This window comes from Micromonospora sp. NPDC049240, assembly GCF_040647835.1.
Taxonomy (GTDB): Bacteria; Actinomycetota; Actinomycetes; order Mycobacteriales; family Micromonosporaceae; genus Micromonospora.
Window position 1 is genome coordinate 66,491 of sequence record NZ_JBEZCX010000015.1, and the last position, 17,280, is coordinate 83,770.

The window sequence follows — 17,280 nt, forward strand, 5'->3', positions numbered from 1 at the left end:
GCATGATCTGGGGGTGCTCCATGACGTGATGTGTCCGGGCGTCGACGCCCTCCTGGAACAGGCCCGCGCCGGCCTCCGCCGGCTCACCCCGCACGAGACCGTCGAGGCGGTCCGCAACGGGGCGCTGCTGATCGACACCCGCACCGAGACGCAGCGTCGCGAGGAGGGCGAGCTGCCCGGCGCGATCGTCATCGACCGCACGGTGCTGGAATGGCGGCTCGACCCGGCCAGCGCGTGGCGTATCCCGGAGGCCATCGGGTACGACCGCGAGATCGTGGTCGTGTGCCGCCAGGGCTACAGCTCCAGCCTGGCCGCCGCCAGCCTCCAGACGCTCGGGCTGCGTCAGGCGACCGACATGATCGGCGGCGTGCAGGGCTGGCGGGAGGCCGGGCTGCCGATGTCCGACCGCCCGGCCGACGTACGCGTCTGAGCCACCCCGCCGCCCGTTCGCGGCAGCCGGCTGCCGTCGTGGTCGCCCGTTCGCGGCGGCCGGTGCCGGCGGCCCGACGCGGCGGTTCAGTCGGGTGCGCCGGGTGGCACGAACGGCAGGCCCGGCGGCGGGCCGGACTCGATCAACCGCCACAACGCGTCGGTGTCGAGGTGCTCCTCCACCAGGTCGCCGAGCAGGTCCAGGGTCCGTTCCCGGGCCGCCGCGAACGACGTGTCCGGCGCGACCTTGAAGCCGGTCCGGCCGGCCACGCCGGCGACCTCGGCGAGGAACCGGCGACGGAACGCGTCGGATTCGAACGCGCCGTGCCAGTGCGTGCCGTACACCGCGCCGAGCCGGGCGCCCTCGCCGGTGCCGTCGGCGTACCGCAGCAGCGGCGGCAGGCCCGGGTCGGCGGCGGAGACCCGACCGTGGTGGATCTCGTACCCGTCCACCGGCACGTCCGTGTCGCCGGCCGCCGTGCCCTCGGCCCGGCGGACCGTCTTGCGCCTGTCGAACGTGACCTCGACCGGCAGCAGGCCGAGGCCGGGGACGCTGCCCCGACGGCTCTCCACCGGGTCGTGGATCGCCCGGCCGAGCATCTGGAACCCGCCGCAGATGCCGAGCAGCGGACGGCCGGCGGCGGCGTGCCCGAGGACCGCGTCGGCCAGGCCGGTCTCCCGCAGCCAGGCCAGGTCGGCGACCGTCGACTTCGAGCCGGGCAGCACCACCAGGTCCGCGGCGGCCAGCTCGGCCGGTTCGACGGTCAGCCGCACCCGGACCCCGGGCTCGGTGGCGAGCGCCTCCACGTCGGTGGCGTTGCTGACCCGGGGCAGCCGGACGACTGCCACGTCGAGCCAGTCGGTGCCGCGCGGCGCCGCCGGCCGCCCGAGCACCCGCCCGTACGCGAGCGAGTCCTCCGCGTCCAGCCACAGGTCCAGCGCCCAGGGCAGCACCCCGTACGTGGGGCGGCCGGTGACCCGGTGCAGCATGTCCAGCCCGGGGCGGAGCAACCCGAGATCGCCCCGGAACTTGTTGATCACGAAGCCGGCGACGAGCGCCTGGTCGGCGGCGTCGAGCAGCGCCACGGTGCCGAACATCGAGGCGAACACGCCGCCCCGGTCGATGTCGCCGACCACGATCGCCGGCAGGCCGGCCTGCCGGGCCAGCCCCATGTTGACGTAGTCGCCGGCCCGCAGGTTGATCTCCGCCGGGCTGCCCGCGCCCTCGCAGATCACCACGTCGTACTCGGCGCGCAGCTCGGCCAGCGCCGCGTACGCGGCGGCGGCGAGCCGGGGGCGCAACGCGTGGTAGTTGCCGGCGGTGACCGTGTCGACCGCCTCACCGAGCAGCACCACCTGGCTGGCGAGGTCGCTTCCCGGCTTGAGCAGCACCGGGTTGAAGCGCAGGTCGGGGGCGAGCCCGGCGGCGGCGGCCTGCATCGCCTGCGCCCGGCCCAGCTCGCCGCCCCGGCCGTCCGGGCCGACCACCACCGCCGAGTTGTTGGACATGTTCTGCGCCTTGAACGGGGCGACCCGGACACCCCGGCGGCGCAGCCAGCGACAGATGCCGGCGGTGAGCACGCTCTTGCCGGCGTCGGAGGTGGTGCCGGCGACCAGCAGCCCGCCGCTCACCGCCCGCTCCCCCGGTTGGCGACCGATCCCGCCGGCGAAGCCCCGGCCACCGTCCGGGAGCCGGCCACCGCCGACCAGCCGGCCACCGCCGACCAGCCGGCCACCGTGCGCAGCGCGGCCCGGCCGGCGGCACCGGCGAGCCGACCCACCGTCACCGGGTAGAGCGCGGCCAGGCCGAGCGCGGCCAACCCCACCGCGCCGGAGACCCGGGCGGCCCGCTTCAGGTGCCGCGCCTCCGGTCGAGGCCCGTCACCGAGGAACGGCCGCGTCTCCGAGCGACCGAAGTACACGTTGCGCCCGCCCAGCCGGACGCCGAGCGCACCGGCCATCGCCGCCTCGCACTGCCCGGCGTTCGGGCTCGGATGGTCGGCCCGGTCCCGTCGCCACACCTGCCACGCGGCGGCGCGGTTCCCGTGCGCCACCGGCGCGACGGCCACGGTGAGCAGCCCGGTCAGCCGGGACGGCACCAGGTTGAGCAGATCGTCCAGCCGGGCGGCCGGGGTGCCGAAGCGGGCGTACCGGGGCGAGCGGTGGCCGACCATCGCGTCGAGCGTGTTCGCCGCCCGGTAGCCGAGCAGGCCGGGAAGCCCCGCGACCGCGCCCCAGACCAGCGGCGCGACCACCGCGTCGGAGGTGTTCTCGGCGACCGACTCGACGGTGGCCCGGGCCAGCTCCGGTTCGTCGAGCGTCGACGGGTCCCGTCCGCAGAGATGACCGAGGCGGGCCCGCGCGGCGGGCAGGTCGGCCCGGCGCAGTGCCCGCGCCATCACACGGGACTCGTGCCGCAGCGTCCGCCCGCCGAGCACCGTCCAGGTGCCGGCGGCCACCAGCGCGGCCCGTGCCACCGGATGCCGTCGGGTGACGCGCCCGGCGGCGGCCCCGAGCAGCACCGGCGCGCCGACCGCGAGCGCGGTGAACACGACGCCGGCCGCGCGGTCCGGACGGTAGACCCGCCGCTCCAGCGTACCGGCGGCGCGGCCGAAGCCGGCCACCGGATGCAACCGGCGCGGGTCGCCGAACAGCGCGTCGAGCGCGTATCCCGCCACCAGCCCGGTCGCGTTCGCCATCGCGGTCGCCTGCCGCACCCGTCACCACCTCCGGCCGGCCAGCCTAGCCGTACCGGCGGTCCGGAGCGGGCCGTGCCGCGGGGTGGCAGCGCCGACGCCGCCACCCCGCACCCCCGTTGCCCGTTGCCCGGCCGGCCGCTCAGGCAGGCACCGGCGTACGCCGCCGGCCGCGACGGCCCGAGGCAGCCCCGCCGGCGGACGCCGCACCGGCCGATCCCGCACCGCCCGACCCGTCCTCGGTCGGCAGCTCGGCCTCGGCCGGCAGCTCGGCCTCGGCCGGCAGCTCGATCTCGGCCAACTCGTCGTCCTCGGCCAGCGCCGGCCCGTCCCCCTCCTCGGCGGCCAGTTCGTCGTCCTCGCCCACCCCCGGTCCACCGAGCCGGGTGTCCCGGCCGGCGGTCGGGCCGCCGCCCGGCCGCGTCCCGCCGCCGGTCCCCGGGCCGGCGGGCCGGTCGTCGAACGGGTCGAGTTCGATCACCCGGTCCAGCGTGCCGGTGAGGCCGACCCGTGCCGGCCCGAACTCCGGCGGCGGAAAGTCGTCGTCGAGCGGCCGGTCGTCGAACCGGGCCGGCACCTGCTCGTCGGGCACCGGCTCGGTCGCCTCGCCGTGCACCCGCTGCTCCGCCTCGGCGTCCTCGACCGAGCTGGTGGCCGCGCGTGGCTGGTTGCGCAGGAAGCGCGACCGGCCCCGGGACAGGTCGTGCCCGACCGCGACCGCCTCCAGCTCGTAGAGCGTGCGGTGGTTACCGGCCTCGTCGGTCCAGTCCCGGGTGTAGAGGCGGCCGGCGACGATCACCGGATCGCCCACCGCCACCGAGGCGGCCACGCCCTCGGCCAGGCGTCGCCAACAGTTGACGCGGACCCGCAGGCTGTTGCCGTCGACCCAGCGGCCGCTGTCCCGGTCGAGCCGGCGGGCGGTCGAGGCGACCTTGAAGTTGGCCACCAGCGTTCCGCTCTGCGTGGTCCGCCGCCACTCCGGCGCGGTCAGCACGTTGCCGACGATCGTGACGTAGGTATCGAACATCGCCCCTCCCAGGGATCGGCTTGTCCGGGAGAGCGTGGGCCGGGACGACCCGCCCGGGCCACCCGCCGGCTCCCGCCTGTGGATGACGGACCGCCTTGTGGACAACCGCCTGATCAAGGTCCCGATCTGCTAGGCCGATGGCCCCTACGGCGTCGACCTGCGGGGACACATGATCGGAAAGTGACCGGCGCGGGGCGTTCCGGAAACCCGCCGGCTGGGTAAGTAATGATCAACCGAGAGAAAGGGAGCGCCGATGCTTCTCCGAGACGTCCGCGAGGCAGCGCGATGAGCGCCGTGGCGAACCCCGCGACCGTGGCCGAGTGCCTGCGGGTCGGCGCCGGGTTCTCCCAGGGTGACCGCAACTGGATCGCCGAGCAGTTCGGGACGCTTGACGCCCGACTCGCCAGCTTCCACGCCGACGCCACCGAGCTGGAGGTGTCGGTCAAGGACCGCGAGGCCCGGGGCCAGAAGGTGACGCTGGAGTGCTGGGTCGCCGGCCGGCAGAAGATCGTGACCACCTCGACGGAGGAGGACCTGCACGCCGCGCTCAACGACGTCCGGGACGATCTGCGCCGCAAGCTCAACGACGCGAAGACCCGGCAGGAGCCGCGCAGCAACAAGCACCTGCGCCCGACGGAGCAGCCCGCGGCCGTCCCGCTCCAGGTGGGCGAGCGCGAGGACGCCGAGACCGCCTGATTCCGGTACGCCCGCCCGCACGGTGCCGGCGGGCGGGCCACCACCGTTTCCGGTCAGGCGGGGGCCCCGCTCGACAGGTCGCTGTCAAGCGGGGCCCCCGCCTCTACCGAATGCGTTAAGCCGGGCCCCCTCCTTACACCCCTACCGCCGGGTAGCTCGGCGGCGTACCGTCGCGGTCGTGGAACCGGACGTGCTGGGGGCGCCCTACGAGCGGCGCACCATCGAGTTGGGCACCGACGACGAGGGGCCGGTGGTCGCGACCCTGGTCCGCCGGCGGGCCGACCGGCCGACCGGCCGCGCCGTGCTCTACGTGCACGGCTTCGTCGACTACTTCTTCCAGACCCACGTGGCCGACTTCTTCGCCGAGCGCGGCTGGGACTTCTACGCCCTCGACCTGCGGAAGTACGGCCGCAGCCTGCTGCCGCACCAGACCCCGAACTTCTGCCGTGACCTGAGCGACTACTTCCCCGAGCTGGACGCCGCCGCGGAGATCATCCGCGCCGAGGAGGGGCACGAGACCCTGCTCGCCATGGGCCACTCCACCGGCGGGCTGATCATCTCGCTCTGGGCGGACGCCCGCCGCGACGCCGGCCTGGTCGACGGCATCGTGCTGAACAGTCCCTTCTTCGACATCAACGCCCCCTGGGTGGTCCGTCGACCCCTCGCGGCCGCCGTCTCCCGCCTGGGCCGCCGGGCGCCGCAGCGCATCCTGCCGTTCGGGCTCGGCACCGTGTACGGCGAGAGCCTGCACGCCGACCACCGTGGCGAGTGGCGCTACGACCTGGAGTGGAAGCCGCTCGCCGGATTCCCGGTCCGAGCCGGCTGGCTCAACGCGATCCGCACCGGCCAGCGCCGGCTACGCGCCGGCCTGGACATTCCCGTGCCGGTGCTGCTGGCCTGCTCCACCCGCACCTTCCGGGGCACGAAGTGGCACGACAGCGCCACCGGGGCCGACGCGGTGCTCGACGTGGAGCACATGGTCCGCTGGGCGCCCCGGCTCGGCCGGCACGTCACCCTGGCCCGCTTCGACGGCGGGTTGCACGACCTCACGCTGTCCAGTCCCGCCGTACGCGAAAAGGTCTTCGCGGAGGTCGGGCGCTGGGCGGAGGGTTTCCTCCGGGTGGGCCCGACCGAGCCGGAGACCGCGCCACCGGCCCCGCGCCGGCCGGCCGACGAACCGGCCGGCGCCACCGCCGAAGGCTGAACCGGCGGCCGACCCGACAATCCCGTCGCCGGCGCGGGCCCGGCCCGTACCGGTCAGCCGTCGACGACCTCGACGAGCGCGGACCGGATCCGGTCGAACGTGGCGACCGGGTGCCCACCGTCGCGGGACGGCAGCAGCACACCCAGGCAGTGCGGCACCGGCCCGCCGTCCGGCCCGGCCTCGACCGCGAAGACGGGCGCGCCCACGTAACCGGTGGGCAGCTCGGTGGTCACCCGCACCGAGTCGCCGTGCCGGGCGACCCGCTCGGCCACCGCCTCCAACGGCCGTGACCCGTCCTCGGCGACGCCCAGGGCCAGCACGAACGCCGAGTTGGGCGTCGCACCGATCCGGGCCACCGCGTCGGCCGGCGCGGCGACCGCCTCGGTCACCTGCTGGGTACGCCAGCGCCAGCCCCGGTCGTCGGCGTAGCCGTGCAGCCCACCGGTGGGCATCGCGGCCAGCCCCAGCTCCGGCAGGTGCAGCCAGTGGTCGGCGAAGCCGGCCAGCTCGATCGGCTCGTCCGCACCCTCGGCCGGCTCGGTGACGCTGGGCCGCAGCCCGATCTCCCCGTACGCCCGGTCGGTGAGCGCGTCGGCGGTGAGCAGCCACTCGTGCGCGATCTCCCCGTCGTCTGTCGCGCCGACCAGCTCGCTGTAGAAGAACGCGGTACCGACCGTGCCGGCCGGAGCCCCCGGTCCTGTCGCCCCGGAGACGGGCAGGATGGCCCGTCCGAGGTGCTGGCACAGCGCGAAGATGATCTCGTTTTCGGTGTCCTGGTCGAGCAGCATCCGCCGAGGGTACGGATCGAGATGCGGTCGCCGGGCCGGGACCCGCCGGAACGGGGATGCCGGTCCGGGCACCGGCGTGGCACGCTGGGCGGCGACGTGGACGCGCCCACCCGTACCCCCGGCCGGGCCGGGGCCGGCGGTACCCTCTTGGCGCGACGACCGTCGACGCGCGCCCGTAGCTCAGCGGATAGAGCAGGGGACTTCTAATCCCAAGGCCGCAGGTTCGAATCCTGCCGGGCGCACACCCTCTTAGCTGCGGAAACGTTGGCCGGCACTGTTGGGTGACGGGGGCCCGCCCCACTCGGAGCCCACCGCGTCACCCGTGCCCAGCCGCAGCACTTCCACGGTGATGGCTGTTTGCCGGGTGCCTGGAACATCTCTCCTGAAAGCAAGCCAGCGAAGCCGGCGCGGCAGCGATCGCCATGCCACGACGGTCGCCGACCACCCGCACGATCGTTGCGGCAGCCACGGCACCCTCGTGGGATATCAGTCCATCGCCTATGGCAGTAGCATCTATCTCCAAACCTCAACAGCCCGGGACGAGATGGTGAATACCTGGTTGCAGGCCGGTATGGCGGTCGTGGTCGGTTTGATGACTGCGGCCGGTGCCTTGATCGGAGTCCGACTGTCCGTGCACGGGTCTGATCGGGCGACCGAACAGCGGGAGCTGGCAGGGCGTCGTGAGGAATGGTGGAGGCGCTTCACCTGGGCGGCAGAACTCGCACTAGATGATGCTCCGGTAAAGCGGGTCACAGGACTCAAGCTGCTGACCAAGCTCGCCCAGTCCGACTTGGCGAAGCGCGATGAGTGCCTGCTGATCGATGTGTTCCAAGGTCGTGTGCTCGACGAACTCTTGAGCGATCTCTCGGGTAACAGTGAGGGCGGCCATCGCTATGACCCAGCAGCGTGACATAACCGCAGAGCATGTGGCAGCCGCCCGACTGCGCCTCGTACTGGATCAAAAGCTCGGCCGAGAAACGCCCGAACCGGTCAGGTTCATTGCAAACTATCGCAACAAGTCGGCTACGCATACGCTGGCATCGTCGCAGCGCACAAAACCGACCGATCCTCAACGGGAGACAACCGGACCGACCGACCAGTCAACAGTGCCGCCCGACGATGAGGAAGCACCGCCACAATCCCGCATCAGCGTGGCAATCGTTGATCAGCATCCGATGGTAATCGAAGGCGCTCGCTCGTGGCTTGCCGCCGAACCTCGGCTGGCGCTGCGCTCGACCGGCGCGGACCTAGAGACTTTGCTCGCCGATGAACAGTCACCAGTCGACGTGATCCTGCTCGACTTGCGGTCGGGCGGTCGATTGGTGATCGACAAAATCGCCGAACTTAGTAGGGCAGGTAGGCGAGTGGTGGTCTACTCAGAAGACACGAGCCCTGATACTGCCATGTCGCTGCTGGAGGCAGGCGCAATCACCTTTCTTGGCAAGCATGAGTCGCGCGAGCACTTTGTCCAGGCACTACTTGCAGCGGCCAGCGATCAGCCCTACGTGCCACCCGTCCTGGCTGGAGCGATCGCTGCCGACCAGAGTGCCGACCGGCCGGTTCTATCTCCCAAGGAACGCGAGGCCCTGTTGCTCTGGTTTCAGTCAATGTCGAAGGCATCGGTGGCACGCCGAATGAGAATCAGCGAACACACCGTCAAGCAATATATCGATCGAGCCCGGATCAAGTACGCCCGGACCGGCCGACCCGCTGCGACCAAGGCAGCACTGTTGGCACGAGCCATTGAGGATGGCCTCGTTCACTCCGACGAGATCGGTCCCCATGCGCGCCACTCCGAACCGATCGAGCAGTCCGGCTACGGAGAAACGGCCTGACGTTCTGACCACGCATGCCACGGTGCCGGCCGCGTTCGTGCGGCAATGATGCTGGTAGCTCAACAGACGGAGCACTCTTGCGCAAGGGGCAAGGGTGCGGGGTTCGATCCCGCCTGCACGCTCGGGTGATGCTTACCCCACCGCTCCTGCGGTGCCACCGACACCAGCAGGTAAATGAGCCAGGTTGAGAATGCCGGAGGCGATCGTCGACCCGATGGCATTCCCGTTTCTGGGAAAGAATGGAAAGCCGCCAGCATGCGCGAATCTCTGCGCAGATGCTTCGCGGCCGATCGGCGAGTTCGACATGCGAGGCTCCGTGCGGCCACCTGCCGAGCAATGACGAGGTAGCTCCGGCATTTGATCCACAGGTATCCATATATGTGTTCGCTCGCCTAGCGAAGGAGCACGACAGTGCACAGACGAACGCTCTTGGCCGCGGCCGTTGCCGCGCCCGTCGGGGTCGCCATCGGCGCGGCGCCGGCATCGGCCCACCACCGGAACGGCCGATATCCCTCGGTGATCAACCTGCCGAACGGGTTCTGCCCGGAGGGCATCGCCCGCGGCACCGGCACGAAGATCTACGTCAGCTCGATGGCCGACGGTTGTATCTGGTGCGCCGACCTGCGCACCGGCCACGGAATGCTGCTCGTGCCGCCGGTGGCCGGCACCCAGGCGACGGGATTGGCCGTCGAACGGGGCCGGATCTGGGCGGCCTGCGGCAACATGGGCGGCGCGGCCGTCTACCGTGAGTCGACAGGCGAGTGCCTGGCGACGTACGACTTCGGCGGCGGGTTCATCGACGGCGTGGCCGCCACGGACAAGGCCATGTTCTTCACCGACTCGGAGAAGGCCAAGGTCTACTGCGTCGAGTTCGGCCGCCACGGGTCGCTGCCCGGGCAGTCGGGCGTACGCGCGCTGCCGTTGCCGGCCGGGCTCGGTGACGCCGACGCCTGCAACACGGGCATCGTCGCCGCCTGGGCGGGCAAGCTCATCGTCGTGCAGGCCAGGACCGGCCGGCTCTACTGCTTCGACCCCCGCGCGGGCATGGCCGCCCGAATCAGCACGGGCGGTGTGTCGGTCGCCAACGGCGACGGTCTCCTGCTCCGGGGGCGCACGCTGTACGTGGTGCGCAACCGGAACAACGTGATCGCCAAGTTCCGTCTCAACGAGCAGCTCACCCGGGCCACGCCGATCGACGTGATCCGGGACTGCGACCTCGACGAGCCGTCGGCTGTGGTCTCCTTCGGCTCAAGCCTGTACGCGGTCAACGCGCGGTTGTCCGTACCGGCGACTCCCGACACCACGTACTGCGTCGTACGGGTGCGCGACTAATCATTCCTTTGGACATCCGGCCGGGTTATCCCCGGCCGGATTAAAGGCGCGTCCAGCCGGCCGCCGCCCTGTGGTGACCCCGCGACACGTCGAGCAAACTGCCTGGCTCGTCCACGCCCAGCGCAGGACGCACGACCGCTACTCCCCCAGGTAGCCGGTGACCGGGTCGATGTCCCGGAGGAAGGCGCGGATGGCCTCCTCCATCTCCGCCCGGGTCATCGCCGGACCGGAACTGGTGAAGCCGTAGTCGTGCGGCCCACTCAACCAGTCGAAGTCGTAGACGGCGGGCCGCCCGAGCCGCCTTCTGACCCGAAACTCCTGCCCGTCGACCGTCATCATGATCGGCTCGTCCCCGGTATGGCGGGGTCCCACGTGCTCGGGCGCGAGGCCCGGCTCCGGTTCGGTCGACATACAGGATCCTCGGGGTCCGCGGGCGCGATCGTCTCGACCTATCATCGCCGCATGCGGAGCCGCATACAGAGCCGCACGCGCAGACACCTGCGAACGGTGCTGGGACTCGCGGTGGCCGGCGTGCTCGCCGTAGCACTCACCGTCGTCCTCGGCGTCCATGTCACCCATCCTCGGGACGAGGACGGATACCTGGCCTACCTCCGGCAGTATGGCGACCGGCAGAGCGACGAGCCGCTTCCAACGCTGCCGCCGACCGCGGATCTGATCGCCGAGGGCGATGCGGCCTGCGGGTGGCTGCGCGAGCAGCCGTACGCGCTCTGGCGGCACGACCGACGGTACCGCGAGCTGGTGGTCCACCAGCGCTACCTCGATCACCTCGGCGACCGCGCGCCGAGGTGGGGCAGCGCGCTGCCGGATCTGGCCTCGGTGGCGGGCGCCGCCTGGAGCCACCTCTGCGCGGCGGACCGGGAGCTGCGGCAACCCCGTCGCAATCCGTTCGCCCCCAGGCCGGACTGACCGACGGTCGGTCTCGTTTCAGGACGGGTCAGGCACCCTTCGCCGGCACGCCGGCCTCCAGTTGACCGATCACCGGGCCAAGCAGTTCGTTGAGTTCCCGCGTCAGCACGACGACCGCCCGCCGGGCCGCGGAGGCCACCGAATCCTCCGGACCGTCGGGAGCGGGCGGCAGGTCCCCGAGCGGGATCGGCGCCTCCACCTGAAGCGTGGCGCGCAGGTGCGGACTGCGCGTCAGGTCCTGGTCGGTCGGCGTCGTGTACTGGCCGAACGACTGCGGCCAGTCCCGCCATCCCCGGTCGCGTTGCCACTGCCGGGTCCAGGTGAGTTCGGCCGGCCACCGGGAGACCACCGACACGGCACCGATCAGGCTGCCGTCCCACGGGCTCGGCGCGCAGGTCGCCGACACGATCCGCCGGTGCCAGCGGACGTAGCCGGGGGTCAGCCCGGTGGCGAGCCGCCAGGCCGTCGCGGCGAAGGCGACCGGCGCGATGTCACCCCACGTGGCGGCGAATTCATCGGTACGCCGGAGCACCTCGTTCTCGAAGCGACCGCGCCCGGCGGCACCGCGCTCCCGATCGACGTTCTCGTCGAGCCAGAAGGCACGCTGTTCCACTGTCGTCCTCCCCGTCCGGACTCTCGTACCGGTCTACCACGACCGGCGCGCACATGAGATGCCCGCAGGTCCGAGGCGCTAGCGTGCCGTGCCGGCGAGCAGCCACCGCCGGACCGGGATCTCCAGCAGGACCCGTGCCCCGTCCGGCGTGACGGGTTTCCGGATGTCCCAGCCCGCGTACTTGTCGGCGAAGGCGGCGACGACGGCGGGTGGGAAGTCGCCGTGGTGCAGCCGGGCGGCGCCCTCCGCGACGACCGGGTGGTCGCCACCCTCCAGCGCCAGGGAGACGCGCGGGTCCGCCGCCACGTTCCGGGCCTTGACGCTGCCGGCCTCGCAGCCGACCCACCAGACGTCGTCTGCGTGGACGAACCAGACCGGCGTCAGGTGCGGGGAGCCGTCCGGGCGCAGCGTGCACAGCCAGGCGTTGCGCTCGTGGGCGAGTCGCGCGTCGACGTCGGGCGGAAGAGGTGCCGGCGGTGGGGCCATCCGGAAAGTGCACCACATCCGCATCCGCGCGGGTGGGAGTGTCGGCGGTCGCCGCTAGGGTCCGTCCATGGTGACCGAGACGGATCTCCGCCGGCCCGACGGCCGCGTCCTGCACGTCTACGACACCGGCGGGGCGGGCCGGCTGCCCGTGTTCTGGCACCACGGCACGCCGAACGTCGGCGCCCCGCCGGCCCCGCTGTTCGCCGCCGCCGACCGCCTCGGGCTGCGCTGGGTGTCGCACGACCGGCCCGGTTACGGCGGCTCCACCCCGCTGCCGGATCGCGACGTCGCGTCGGCGGCGTCCGACGTGGCCGCGGTGGCCGACGCGTTGGGCCTCGACCGGTTCGCCGTGATGGGTCACTCCGGCGGCGGCCCGCACGCGCTGGCCTGCGGCGCGCTGCTGCCGGAGCGGGTGGTCGCGGTGGTGGTCGGCGCCGGGCTGGCGCCGTACGGCGCGGCCGGGCTGGACTGGTTCGCCGGCATGGCGCCGTCCGGGGCGGCGTCGCTGCGGGCCGCCGCCGCGGGACGGGCCGCCAAGGAGGCGCACGAGGCCGCCGACGAGTCGTACGATTTCGGGTTTACCGACACCGACCTGGCCGCGCTGCGCGCCGAGTGGTCCTGGTTCGACAGTGTGGTCGGCCCGGCGGTCGCGTCCGGTAAAGGTGGGCTGATCGACGACGATCTGGCGTACGTGCGGCCGTGGGGTTTCGATCCGGCTGACGTCGCGCAGCCGGTGCTGCTGCTGCACGGCGACCGCGACGGCATCGCGCCGGTGGCGCACGCCGAGTGGCTGGCCGGCCGTTGCCCGTCGGCCGAGTTGCGCCGTTTCCCCGAGGACGGGCACATCTCCGTGCTCCGGCACGCCGGGTCGGCCCTGGAGTGGCTGCGCCGGCACGACTGACCCGAAAACCGGACGGTCCAGCTCCGCTTTCGCCGGCCGGGTAGCGACGCGCCGCGTACCGAGGGTGACGGTTTCTGACAAAGCGTGTTATTCTCCGGCGTCAATCTTTGCCGCGCGGACCCGGACGGGTCGCTGCCGGAAGGACACCTCTCCGATGCCGGTGGCTGCCGCCACGACCCTGCCACGGTCCCCGTTGGACCGTCCGGCCGGCGGCGCGTTCACGCTGGTCTTCACCACGCTGCCGGCGCTGCTCCGGCTCACCTGCGGGCTGGTCGGTGCGGTGGTCGCCCTGTCGGTGCGGACGGCGCCGGTGCGGGTGGCGCTGCTGGTCCCGGCCGTCGTCGCGCTCACCGCGTGGTCCGGCTGGTACGCGGTCCGCGCGTTCCGGCACGGCGTCGGCGGCGCGTTGGTGGCCGGCGACGTGGCGCTGACCACCGCCGCCGCGCTGGCCGTGCCGTGGCTCGTCGCGCCGGAGGTGCTGCCCGGCGAGGCGAGCTGGGTGGCGGTGCTGGCCAGCACCACCGTGATCAACGCGCAGGCCACCGCGCCGGCCCGCTGGTCGGTGCCGGCCGGCCTGCTCGTCACCGCCGCCTACGCGACCGGCGCCACGCTGGCCGGGAACCCGGTCGAGGCCCGCGCGCACACCGGCACGCTGCTGGTGCAGACCGGCTGCGCGGCGGTGATGACCGCGGTGATGCGCGGCTGGCTCGGCCGGGCCGACGCCGCGTTCGCCGGCTACCAGCGGCTGTCCCGCGAGGCGGTGGTGGCGCGCGCCGCCCGCGAGGCGGAGCGGCGGCACAACCGGGACCTGCACGACACCGTGCTCGGCACGCTGACCATGGTCGGGCTGGGCGCGGTCGGAGGCAGTTCCGTGGCGCTGCGCGAGCGGTGCGCGGCGGATCTACGTACGCTCAGCGCCCTGGCCGGGGCGCGGACCGGGACCGCACCCGGCGAGGTGGACCTCGACGAGCGGCTGCGCACGGTGCTGGCCGGGCTGCCGGAGCTGACGGTGACCGCGACGCTGCCGCCGTGCCGGCTGCCGGCGGAGGTCGCCGCGGCGCTCGCCGACAGCGCCGCCGCCGCGCTGGCCAACGTGGCCCGGCACGCGCCGGGCGCGGCCACCACGCTGCGCCTGGTCCGCGTCGGCGGCGCCGTGGCGGTCGAGGTGGCCGACGACGGTCCCGGCTTCGACCCGAGCACGGTCCCGGCCCACCGGTACGGGCTGCGCGAGTCGATCCACGGGCGGATGGCCACCGTGGACGGCCGGGCGGTGGTGACTTCCGCCCCTGGCGCCGGCACCCGGGTCCGGCTGGAGTGGTCCGATGGCGGCTGAGTCGGGTACGACGCTGACGGGCGGGACCGCGGTGCACACCGGCCCGGCGGTGGGCGCGGCGCCCCGGTTCCGGCCGGTGGCACGCGCCGGGACGGCCGGGGCGGCGCCCCAGGCGCACGCCGTGGCGGACGCGTCGGACCGGGGCGCCCGGCTCGTGGCGGTCGGCATCGCGTTGGCCTGGCACCTGGCGGTCAGCCTGCCGGCGGTGCTGGCGGCGGGGCCGGGCATGGCCGCCCCGGCGGTGGTGGCGGCCGGCTGGCTGGTGACCGCGCTGGTCGGCGTCGCCACCGGCGTACGCCTGCTGGGTGGTGGTCTGCCCCCGGCCCGGCGGCTGGCCGCGGTGCTGCTGGCGGTCGACGCGGCGGTCTTCGCGGCGGCCGGTGAGCGGTTCCTGTTCACCACCGCCAACTGGGTGTGGGGCGGGTTGGCCTGGTTCTTCCTGCTGGTGCTCTGGCAGCGGCCGGTGCGCTGGCTGCTGGCGCTGCTCGCCGCGCACGCGACGATCGCGCTGGTGGCGGTGGTGCTGCACGGCACGACCGCGCCGGCCGACCTGAGCCGGTACGCGATGTACGTCTACGGCACCTCCACGTTGCCGGTGGCGGTCTTCGCCGGCGCGGCGGCGCTCACCGCGCTGGCCCGGGACCGGGCCGGAACCGCCGCGGCGACGCTGGCCGTGGCCGCCGAACGGGAGGCCGCCGAGCGGGCCCGGAGCGAACGGCAGGCCCGGCTCGCCCTGGTCAGCGGCACCGCCGAGGAGGTGCTGGCGGCGCTGGCGGCCGGCGACGCCGACCCGGCCGACCCGGCGGTACGCCGCCGCGCGGTGCTGGCCGCGGCCCGGCTGCGCCGGCTGATCGCCGAGTCCGACGACGTGCCCGACCCGCTACTGCACGAGTTGCGGGCCGCCGCCGACCTGGCCGAGCGGAACGGTCTGCCGATCGAGCTGGTGGCGGTCGGCACGCCGCCGGAACTGCCGGTCGACGTGCGGCGGGCCCTGGCCGACCCGCTCACGGCGGCGCTCGCCGGCGCCCGCGGCGGGGCGCGGCTGACGGTGGTCGCCGGCCCGGACGAGGTGGTGGTCAGCCTGGTGACACCGGATCACGACGGCTCGGACGATCCGCTGCCGCCGCCCGAGGGGAACGGGCCGGTAACGTACCTGCACGAGCGGGACGGGGAGATCAGATGGACGCAGACCCGCTGGCGGCAGGCGTGAACGCCGGGCAGCCGGTCGGGGTGGCGATCGTCGACGACCATCCCGTGGTGATCGACGGGGTGCGCGCCTGGCTCTCCTCCGAGCCGCGGTTGCGGGTGCTGGCGACCGGCGACGATCCCGACACGGTGCTGCGGGCCGCGCCGGGGGCCGAGGTGGTGCTGCTCGACCTGCGGCTGCACGGGCGGATGGTGCTCGACAAGCTGGCCGAGTTGAGCGCCGCCGGGCGGCGGGTGGTGGTCTACTCCGAGCACACCGACCCGCAGACCATGCTGGCCGCGCTGGACGCGGGCGCGGTCGCGTTCCTCGCCAAGCACGAGGGGCGGGAACACTGCGTGGCCACCGTGCTGGCGGCGGCGAGCGACCGCCCGTACGTGCCGCCGGCACTGGCCGGCGCGATGGTCGGCGACGCCCGGCCGGACCGGCCGTCCCTGTCGGACAAGGAGCGTGAGGCGCTGCTGCTGTGGTTCCAGTCGATGTCGAAGGCGTCGGTGGCGCGCCGGATGCAGATCAGCGAGCACACCGTGAAGCAGTACGTGGACCGGGCCCGGATCAAGTACACCCGGGCCGGACGTCCGGCGGCCACCAAGGCGGCGCTGCTCGCCCGCGCGATCGAGGACGGCCTCGTCCGACCGGAAGAGATCGGCATCTACCGGTCACAGGCGTCGGCCGACCGGCCGACCCCCTAACGGGTGTCATGACAGCCGCCCCGGTGATCGGTCAGGCTCACCGGTACCGCCAACCGTCCCGGGAGGTCGTACCGTGCCGGAGGACGCCGCACCCTTCTTCATCGGGCCACACCGCTTCGACGCCGACGACGACCCCAGCCGTCCCCTGCTCGACCGGCGCTACGCGCTGGTGCTCGACCCCGGTGAGCGGCTGCTCGCCCAGCACCGGCTGCCGGTCACCGGTCACCTGCTCGGCCCCACCGAGGACGTCCGTTGCTGGGCGTTGCCCGACGCGGCGTCGGTCACCGTGACCGACCGGCGGCTGGCGTACCTCTGCACCGGCTCCGAGCTGTCCCTGGTCCCCGGGCGGGGCGGCCCGACCGGCGCCCGGCACCGGCGCCAGGTCCGGCTGTCCCGCCTGGTCAGCGGTCAGATCCGCTGGCAGTGGCCGTCCCGGCTGGAGCTGGTCGAGATCGACGACGACAGGGCGGAGCTGCGGGTGGTCTGCGACGCGCTGCGCACCATCCGGCAGCCGGCGCTGGCGCTCACCGGCCCGGTCGCCCTGGTCACCGCGCTGGCCCGGCAGGTACGCCGCGCGGTGGCCGGGTTCCGGCTGGCCCACTCCGATCTGGTCGACCTGTCCCCGCCGGAGCGGGACGCGCTCGCCACCCGGGTCGCGGCGTCCCCCGGCCCGACGGTGGGGGTGGTGACCCTGCCCGGTTCGCTGCCGGTGGAGTTCCTGTCCCGCGACGACTACTACCGTCAGCCGGTGGCGGAGGAGTCGCCCTGGCCGCGGTTCGACTTCCTGGCCCGCGACCGACCCGGCTCCGCCTGCTGACCCTCGCCGATCGTCGTCCCCCCGATGCGGCCCGGGGCCGCGCAGGGCCGCCCGACCGCAGGGCCGCCCGACCGCAGGGCCGCCCGCCTGGTCCTGCCGATCGGCGCCCGGGTAGACCCGACGTGGCCCAGTCCACGTGTCCGGGCGGCCTACGAACTTGATGGCATGGATGACTCATGAGCCTCGCGCCGCGAAGCCGGGGCCGGGGCCGGGGCCGGGGCCGGGGCCGGGGCCGGGGCCGGAAGGCAGGTCCACGCGCGAAGCCCTGACCGGAGTCGACGCGAAAGCCCGGGCCGGGAA

At 73.7% G+C, this 17,280-nt stretch carries 17 protein-coding genes, 1 tRNA gene and 2 pseudogenes; 13 read left to right on the forward strand and 7 right to left on the reverse strand.

The window, feature by feature from the left end; translation table 11 throughout:
* Positions 1-28 precede the first annotated feature (28 nt).
* Positions 29-430 carry a rhodanese-like domain-containing protein gene (locus tag AB0B02_RS22885; RefSeq protein WP_281938558.1) on the forward strand — a complete coding sequence of 134 codons (402 nt, stop codon included), beginning with the start codon at positions 29-31 and terminating at the stop codon, positions 428-430.
* Here AB0B02_RS22885 and AB0B02_RS22890 read toward each other — a convergent pair.
* From AB0B02_RS22890 to ssb, 3 genes and pseudogenes are all read right to left on the reverse strand, one after another.
* A pseudogene (locus tag AB0B02_RS22890) lies at positions 350-2,061 on the reverse strand (cobyric acid synthase); the annotation flags it as partial. The gene AB0B02_RS22885 and the pseudogene AB0B02_RS22890 sit on opposite strands and share 81 nt — an antisense overlap.
* A pseudogene (locus AB0B02_RS22895) lies at positions 2,058-3,170 on the reverse strand (cobalamin biosynthesis protein). The pseudogenes AB0B02_RS22895 and AB0B02_RS22890, both read right to left, overlap by 4 nt.
* A gap of 97 nt (positions 3,171-3,267) precedes the next feature.
* A complete protein-coding gene (gene ssb / locus AB0B02_RS22900) occupies positions 3,268-4,152 on the reverse strand; it encodes a single-stranded DNA-binding protein (protein WP_357303270.1) in 885 nt (294 codons plus the stop codon).
* A gap of 285 nt (positions 4,153-4,437) precedes the next feature.
* Here ssb and AB0B02_RS22905 point away from each other — a divergent pair, with 285 nt between their 5' ends.
* Positions 4,438-4,848 carry an HPF/RaiA family ribosome-associated protein gene (locus AB0B02_RS22905; protein WP_107162685.1) on the forward strand — a complete coding sequence of 137 codons (411 nt, stop codon included), beginning with the start codon at positions 4,438-4,440 and terminating at the stop codon, positions 4,846-4,848.
* A 178-nt stretch (positions 4,849-5,026) separates the two neighbouring features.
* On the forward strand, positions 5,027-6,052 hold the full coding sequence (locus AB0B02_RS22910) for an alpha/beta hydrolase (RefSeq protein WP_281937409.1): 1,026 nt from the start codon (positions 5,027-5,029) through the stop codon (positions 6,050-6,052).
* A gap of 53 nt (positions 6,053-6,105) precedes the next feature.
* Here the strand turns inward: AB0B02_RS22910 and AB0B02_RS22915 are convergent, their stop codons facing one another.
* The gene (locus AB0B02_RS22915) at positions 6,106-6,840 is read right to left on the reverse strand and encodes a hypothetical protein (RefSeq protein ID WP_281937411.1); all 735 of its coding nucleotides are present in this window, start codon (positions 6,838-6,840) and stop codon (positions 6,106-6,108) included.
* A 169-nt stretch (positions 6,841-7,009) separates the two neighbouring features.
* Here AB0B02_RS22915 and AB0B02_RS22920 point away from each other — a divergent pair.
* The 4 genes from AB0B02_RS22920 (at position 7,010) to AB0B02_RS22935 (ending at position 10,007) form a co-directional block, all read left to right on the forward strand.
* Positions 7,010-7,082, forward strand: a tRNA-Arg gene (locus AB0B02_RS22920).
* 80 nt (positions 7,083-7,162) lie between these two features.
* Positions 7,163-7,750, forward strand: coding sequence for a hypothetical protein (locus tag AB0B02_RS22925; protein ID WP_357303275.1), 588 nt, complete (start codon positions 7,163-7,165; stop codon positions 7,748-7,750).
* Between the two features lie 196 nt (positions 7,751-7,946).
* The gene (locus AB0B02_RS22930) at positions 7,947-8,675 is read left to right on the forward strand and encodes a response regulator transcription factor (RefSeq protein ID WP_308447832.1); all 729 of its coding nucleotides are present in this window, start codon (positions 7,947-7,949) and stop codon (positions 8,673-8,675) included.
* A 516-nt stretch (positions 8,676-9,191) separates the two neighbouring features.
* A complete protein-coding gene (locus AB0B02_RS22935) occupies positions 9,192-10,007 on the forward strand; it encodes a superoxide dismutase (protein WP_357303278.1) in 816 nt (271 codons plus the stop codon).
* Between the two features lie 138 nt (positions 10,008-10,145).
* On the opposite strand, the gene AB0B02_RS22940 is transcribed toward AB0B02_RS22935, so the two are convergent.
* Positions 10,146-10,418, reverse strand: coding sequence for a hypothetical protein (locus tag AB0B02_RS22940; RefSeq protein WP_357303281.1), 273 nt, complete (start codon positions 10,416-10,418; stop codon positions 10,146-10,148).
* A gap of 51 nt (positions 10,419-10,469) precedes the next feature.
* Here AB0B02_RS22940 and AB0B02_RS22945 point away from each other — a divergent pair, with 51 nt between their 5' ends.
* The gene (locus tag AB0B02_RS22945) at positions 10,470-10,934 is read left to right on the forward strand and encodes a hypothetical protein (RefSeq protein ID WP_357303284.1); all 465 of its coding nucleotides are present in this window, start codon (positions 10,470-10,472) and stop codon (positions 10,932-10,934) included.
* 28 nt (positions 10,935-10,962) lie between these two features.
* Here the strand turns inward: AB0B02_RS22945 and AB0B02_RS22950 are convergent, their stop codons facing one another.
* Both AB0B02_RS22950 and AB0B02_RS22955 read right to left on the reverse strand, forming a co-directional pair.
* Positions 10,963-11,547, reverse strand: coding sequence for a hypothetical protein (locus AB0B02_RS22950; protein WP_357303287.1), 585 nt, complete (start codon positions 11,545-11,547; stop codon positions 10,963-10,965).
* 78 nt (positions 11,548-11,625) lie between these two features.
* Positions 11,626-12,033: a TIGR03618 family F420-dependent PPOX class oxidoreductase gene (locus AB0B02_RS22955; RefSeq protein WP_281937424.1), complete on the reverse strand. Its 408-nt coding sequence runs from the start codon at positions 12,031-12,033 to the stop codon at positions 11,626-11,628.
* 67 nt (positions 12,034-12,100) lie between these two features.
* On the opposite strand from AB0B02_RS22955, the gene AB0B02_RS22960 reads away from it, so the two are divergent.
* The 5 genes from AB0B02_RS22960 (at position 12,101) to AB0B02_RS22980 (ending at position 16,980) form a co-directional block, all read left to right on the forward strand.
* Positions 12,101-12,934, forward strand: coding sequence for an alpha/beta hydrolase (locus tag AB0B02_RS22960; protein WP_357303291.1), 834 nt, complete (start codon positions 12,101-12,103; stop codon positions 12,932-12,934).
* A gap of 154 nt (positions 12,935-13,088) precedes the next feature.
* Entirely contained in the window at positions 13,089-14,267 is a 1,179-nt protein-coding gene (locus tag AB0B02_RS22965; RefSeq protein WP_357303294.1) for an ATP-binding protein, read from the forward strand.
* Entirely contained in the window at positions 14,257-15,477 is a 1,221-nt protein-coding gene (locus tag AB0B02_RS22970) for a hypothetical protein (RefSeq protein ID WP_357303297.1), read from the forward strand. The genes AB0B02_RS22965 and AB0B02_RS22970 overlap by 11 nt, the downstream gene beginning before the upstream one ends.
* Positions 15,447-16,163: a response regulator transcription factor gene (locus AB0B02_RS22975; protein WP_107157094.1), complete on the forward strand. Its 717-nt coding sequence runs from the start codon at positions 15,447-15,449 to the stop codon at positions 16,161-16,163. The genes AB0B02_RS22970 and AB0B02_RS22975 overlap by 31 nt, the downstream gene beginning before the upstream one ends.
* A gap of 73 nt (positions 16,164-16,236) precedes the next feature.
* Positions 16,237-16,980 carry a hypothetical protein gene (locus tag AB0B02_RS22980; protein ID WP_357303301.1) on the forward strand — a complete coding sequence of 248 codons (744 nt, stop codon included), beginning with the start codon at positions 16,237-16,239 and terminating at the stop codon, positions 16,978-16,980.
* Positions 16,981-17,280: the final 300 nt, after the last annotated feature.